Below are 3,452 nucleotides of genomic sequence, written 5' to 3'. Positions count from 1 at the left end.
CCAGCGATCGCCACCCTGTGGCGGGGCGCGTGGTCGACGTTCATCCCGTTCCTGGACTATGACGTCGAGATCCGGCGAGTCTTGTTCTCCACGAACGCGATCGAGTCTCAGAACGCGCGCTACCGGCGCGCGGTCAACGCCAAGGGCCACTTCCCGACCGAACAGGCCGCGATGAAAACCCTCTACCTGGTCACCCGCTCACTAGACCCCAAAGGCCTCGGCCAGGCACGATGGGTCACCAGGTGGAAGCCGGCCCTGAACGCCTTCGCCGTCACATTCAAAGACCGGATGCCCGCGGCGGAGAACCTGTAGGAACAACCACCCAATGCCAGTTACACCGTTCGTCGGACAGACCCACCCAGGGCGGTTCAGGACTCGAGTGTCGCGTGGTTGTGCTGTGCGTCAACGAGTCAGACAGCCATGACCGCTCCCGGGAGAAGCGTATGTCGGTCTCTCCAGTGCCACCGACCGGCTGATCGTGGTCGGCGACCCGGATGTGGTCCGGGACATGGGCGGACCCGAGGTTGCCAGGCGCCTCGGGCTCTGATCCTGGTTCGGCCGGGTGGTGGAGAGTGCAGTCCTTCCGTAGGCGCCGTTCTTCTTTCTGCGACCTGAGTCAGCCGTCGCTTCCTCGCCTGTTCGGTCGGGCACCGAAAGACCGGAGTGCCCGATCAAGGTCGCGCCACGCGTTGGGCTCGCTCCCTTGCGCTAGATCGGCCACTCTCGCGGCAATCCGACGCAGCTCGCCTGCCAGCGGTGCTGCTGCCTCTGGTTCCAGGAGACCAGCGAACCGCTCATCCAGAAGCCAGGAGGAGTCTCGACAGGCCTGGCGGGCGACATCGTCCAAGAAGACCTCGAGGTTGCGGGCGGACTCGGGGAGTTGGCCACTGCCCATCGTTAGCCACTCCACTTTGCCCTGCCACAGGTGCTTTCGCGCTGGCTCATCTTTGACGCCGAGCAGGGTTGCGAACGGGCCTTGGACGCCTGCATTCGATCGGAACTTGGCCACTTCTAGGAGCAGGCGCACGACATTGTCGTCGTTGAGAGAGGCGCCGACGATCAGCAGATGACTCGTCAGCGCCACCGACTGAAGAACGGAGGCCGCCGGTTTGACGCGAGCATCGAAGTGCACGAAGTCGGAGCGAGTGAGCACGATCGAGTCCCACTGCTCGCGGGAGCCGTGCATCTTCAGGATCCACTGACCGCCGTCCCTCGTGATGTTTGTTGGGATCGCCGTCGGCCTCGGCCTGCCCGTTGCGGCTACTGCCTGCTCATACAGATCGTCATAGTTCGTCGTAAGAGTCGCCCGGCACTCGAGGCCTGCCAAGAGCGCATGTGCGAGCGACGGCAGGGCGTCAGGCGGAAGGGCGTCGATGACTCTTCGTCCCAGGGAGTCGTTGTACCGCTGACTCAGTAGCTCCGCCTGATCTAGTGGCGAATGCAGAGCCTCAACATGGGCCCGGAAGTCAGCATCGGCGTCTGCCGATAGCTTCGCGATGAGATCGGCCCAGGACGGCAACCCCGACGGGACGCTTGCACCCGCCCCGATGAACAGGGAGAGCCGACTGTCGGCTGCCAGTTGCGCGAGACGAGTTGTGTGCTCCGAAACGGGCGTGTTCAGGCCGGGTGTCGACGAACGGTGGCGCTGCACGGCGCCGAAGACCGATTTGCCTGGGGTGACGATGGCGATGTCGACGTCGCGAGCTGTGACGGCCTCGTTCGCCGCCTCTAGGAGGGCGCGGATGGTGTCGCCGCGCCTCGCGTTATTTCCGCCTTCGCCGACCCCGAGGACGGGGACTGCGATCAGCGGCTTGACGCGGCCGTTGACCGGGAGAGGCATGGGCGTGACCATGGCGAAAAGTAGGGATTTGAAGCGATGCGCCACCTCGTGAGGTGTGACTTCCCCAAGCACGCGGCCCCCGACGTTGAGGAACCAAACTGTGGGACACGACTGGGACTGACCGAAGTGCTCTGCAGCCCAGCTGGAAACGGCAGGGTCAGCGCGCCGTAACGGGTAGACAGCGTTCCAGTGCTCCTCAACGGTCAGGAAACTGTCGGTCGGCACAATCGCAAGGTTGTGCACCACATGCTGGATCCGACCGTTCACCACAAAGACGTGGCCGCTCATCGCTACTCCCGCCACCTGCGCTCGCCATCGCCGACGCGTCGTCTCCCCCGAGACTAGCGGGCGTGGCGACTCGCGTCAGGCGCTGGCCGAGCCGACGTGCACCTCGTCCTCACCAGAGCTCCGGGTCGCCGGCGACCAGCGCCCTTCATCTTCAACCACCGGGTCGACGGAACCATCGCCGCCTTGCGCGGGGATTCCCGCGAGCTGCTTCTCATCATTGCCGACAACAACGACATCACCACCCGGGGCGAAGTCCGCCCGCCCGTCCTTGCTCGCGGTGGCATGAGGGTGCAGGAAATGGTCGATGAAATAGGAGAGTTCGGACACGGCCGTATTCGACTGCTCGATCTCCGACCACTGCAGGCAGCAGCCTTCGACGCACGGCTCCCAGTCACATCGCGGGAGTCCGCTCGCGCCTGTGCTGGGCCAGCTCCAGGAATCTCCGGGTCCTTTGGTGGCCAGCGGATGCGTGAGGTACTCCGCGGACGGGTGCATCGGCACGGCAGACGGATCGTCGGGGTGGAATGCGCGCTGCGTGCGCCCGAACCCGCGCGGCCACGTGGTCTCGGCGTCGTTGAGGTGCGGGGTGATGTCCAGGCGCTCCAAGTAGCTCGTGCTTTAGCCCACGGTGTCCCCTTGTCGTTGCGTCTGCCGGTGTTGTTTAAGGGAATGACCTTCGTGAGTCACATGGGACGACGTATCCACAGCCCTGTGGATAAGTGTATGCACGGAGTGTCGGGACCGGTCATCGTCGCCGCTACGCGAGAGAGATTCAGATGGGACGCCTCGGCGGACTGCGACCATGATAGCGGCACGGGGCGCGACTTCCAGGTGGCGCCCTCCCAGGGCCGGGCGGCGACGACATACCCCAGCAGGTGTCCCGCCGCATCCAGCGCTGTCGGTGCGTCCCATGTCATAATTTATCAAATAATATGGCTTGACCTGCCTCCTATCCTGACGTCCTCATAACTATGCGAAACTATGAGGAATGGACACGGGGGACCACATCCGAGAGGAATTGTCAATACCTGTGGATTGGTGTGTCATGAGGCGAGTTGGTCATCTCCGTTCTGGTTGTCTCGTTCGACGAGTTCGCCTTTCTCGAAGCGTGCGCCGGCTCGGACGAGGGCGACCAGGTGGGGCGCGTTGACGGCGCGCCAGCGCCGCTGCGCGGACTCGATCAGCTTGAACGCCATGGCGATCCCGGCGGCTCGGGTGCCGGGGCCTTTGGTGACCCGTTGCCGCAGCCGCACGGTCGCGAAGGTCGACTCGATCGGGTTCGTGGTGCGTAGGTGGATCCAGTGCTCGGCCGGGTAGTCGTAGA

Annotated in this window: 3 protein-coding genes and 1 pseudogene; 1 reads left to right on the top strand and 3 read right to left on the bottom strand. The window is 64.3% G+C overall.

Annotation, left to right across the window (positions count from 1 at the left end):
- Nucleotides 1-312 (top strand): transposase (locus BN11_RS19900; RefSeq protein ID WP_048698140.1); only part of this gene is annotated, 312 nt, incomplete at its 5' end.
- A gap of 304 nt (nucleotides 313-616) precedes the next feature.
- Here the strand turns inward: BN11_RS19900 and BN11_RS19895 are convergent.
- The 3 genes and pseudogenes from BN11_RS19895 to BN11_RS19885 form a co-directional block, all read right to left on the bottom strand.
- A complete protein-coding gene (locus BN11_RS19895) occupies nucleotides 617-2,128 on the bottom strand; it encodes an SIR2 family protein (protein ID WP_048700140.1) in 1,512 nt (503 codons plus the stop codon).
- A gap of 75 nt (nucleotides 2,129-2,203) precedes the next feature.
- Nucleotides 2,204-2,455, bottom strand: a complete 252-nt coding sequence (locus BN11_RS25480) for a hypothetical protein (RefSeq protein ID WP_157044299.1) — start codon at nucleotides 2,453-2,455, stop codon at nucleotides 2,204-2,206.
- Nucleotides 2,456-3,171: 716 nt separating this feature from the next.
- Nucleotides 3,172-3,452, bottom strand: a pseudogene (locus tag BN11_RS19885) (IS256 family transposase); the annotation flags it as partial.

Origin of the sequence: Nostocoides australiense Ben110, assembly GCF_001050535.1 — a bacterium.
In the GTDB taxonomy this organism is placed as follows: Bacteria; Actinomycetota; Actinomycetes; order Actinomycetales; family Dermatophilaceae; genus Nostocoides_A; species Nostocoides_A australiense.
The sequence above is the reverse complement of the archived record's forward strand: the minus strand, read 5'-3'. Positions and strand labels throughout refer to the sequence as shown.

Bases quoted from the DNA above. Each gene is read 5' to 3' on its own strand.
- BN11_RS19895 (WP_048700140.1), bottom strand. From the start codon at position 2,128: ATGAGCGGCCACGTCTTTGTGGTGAACGGTCGGATCCAGCATGTGGTG.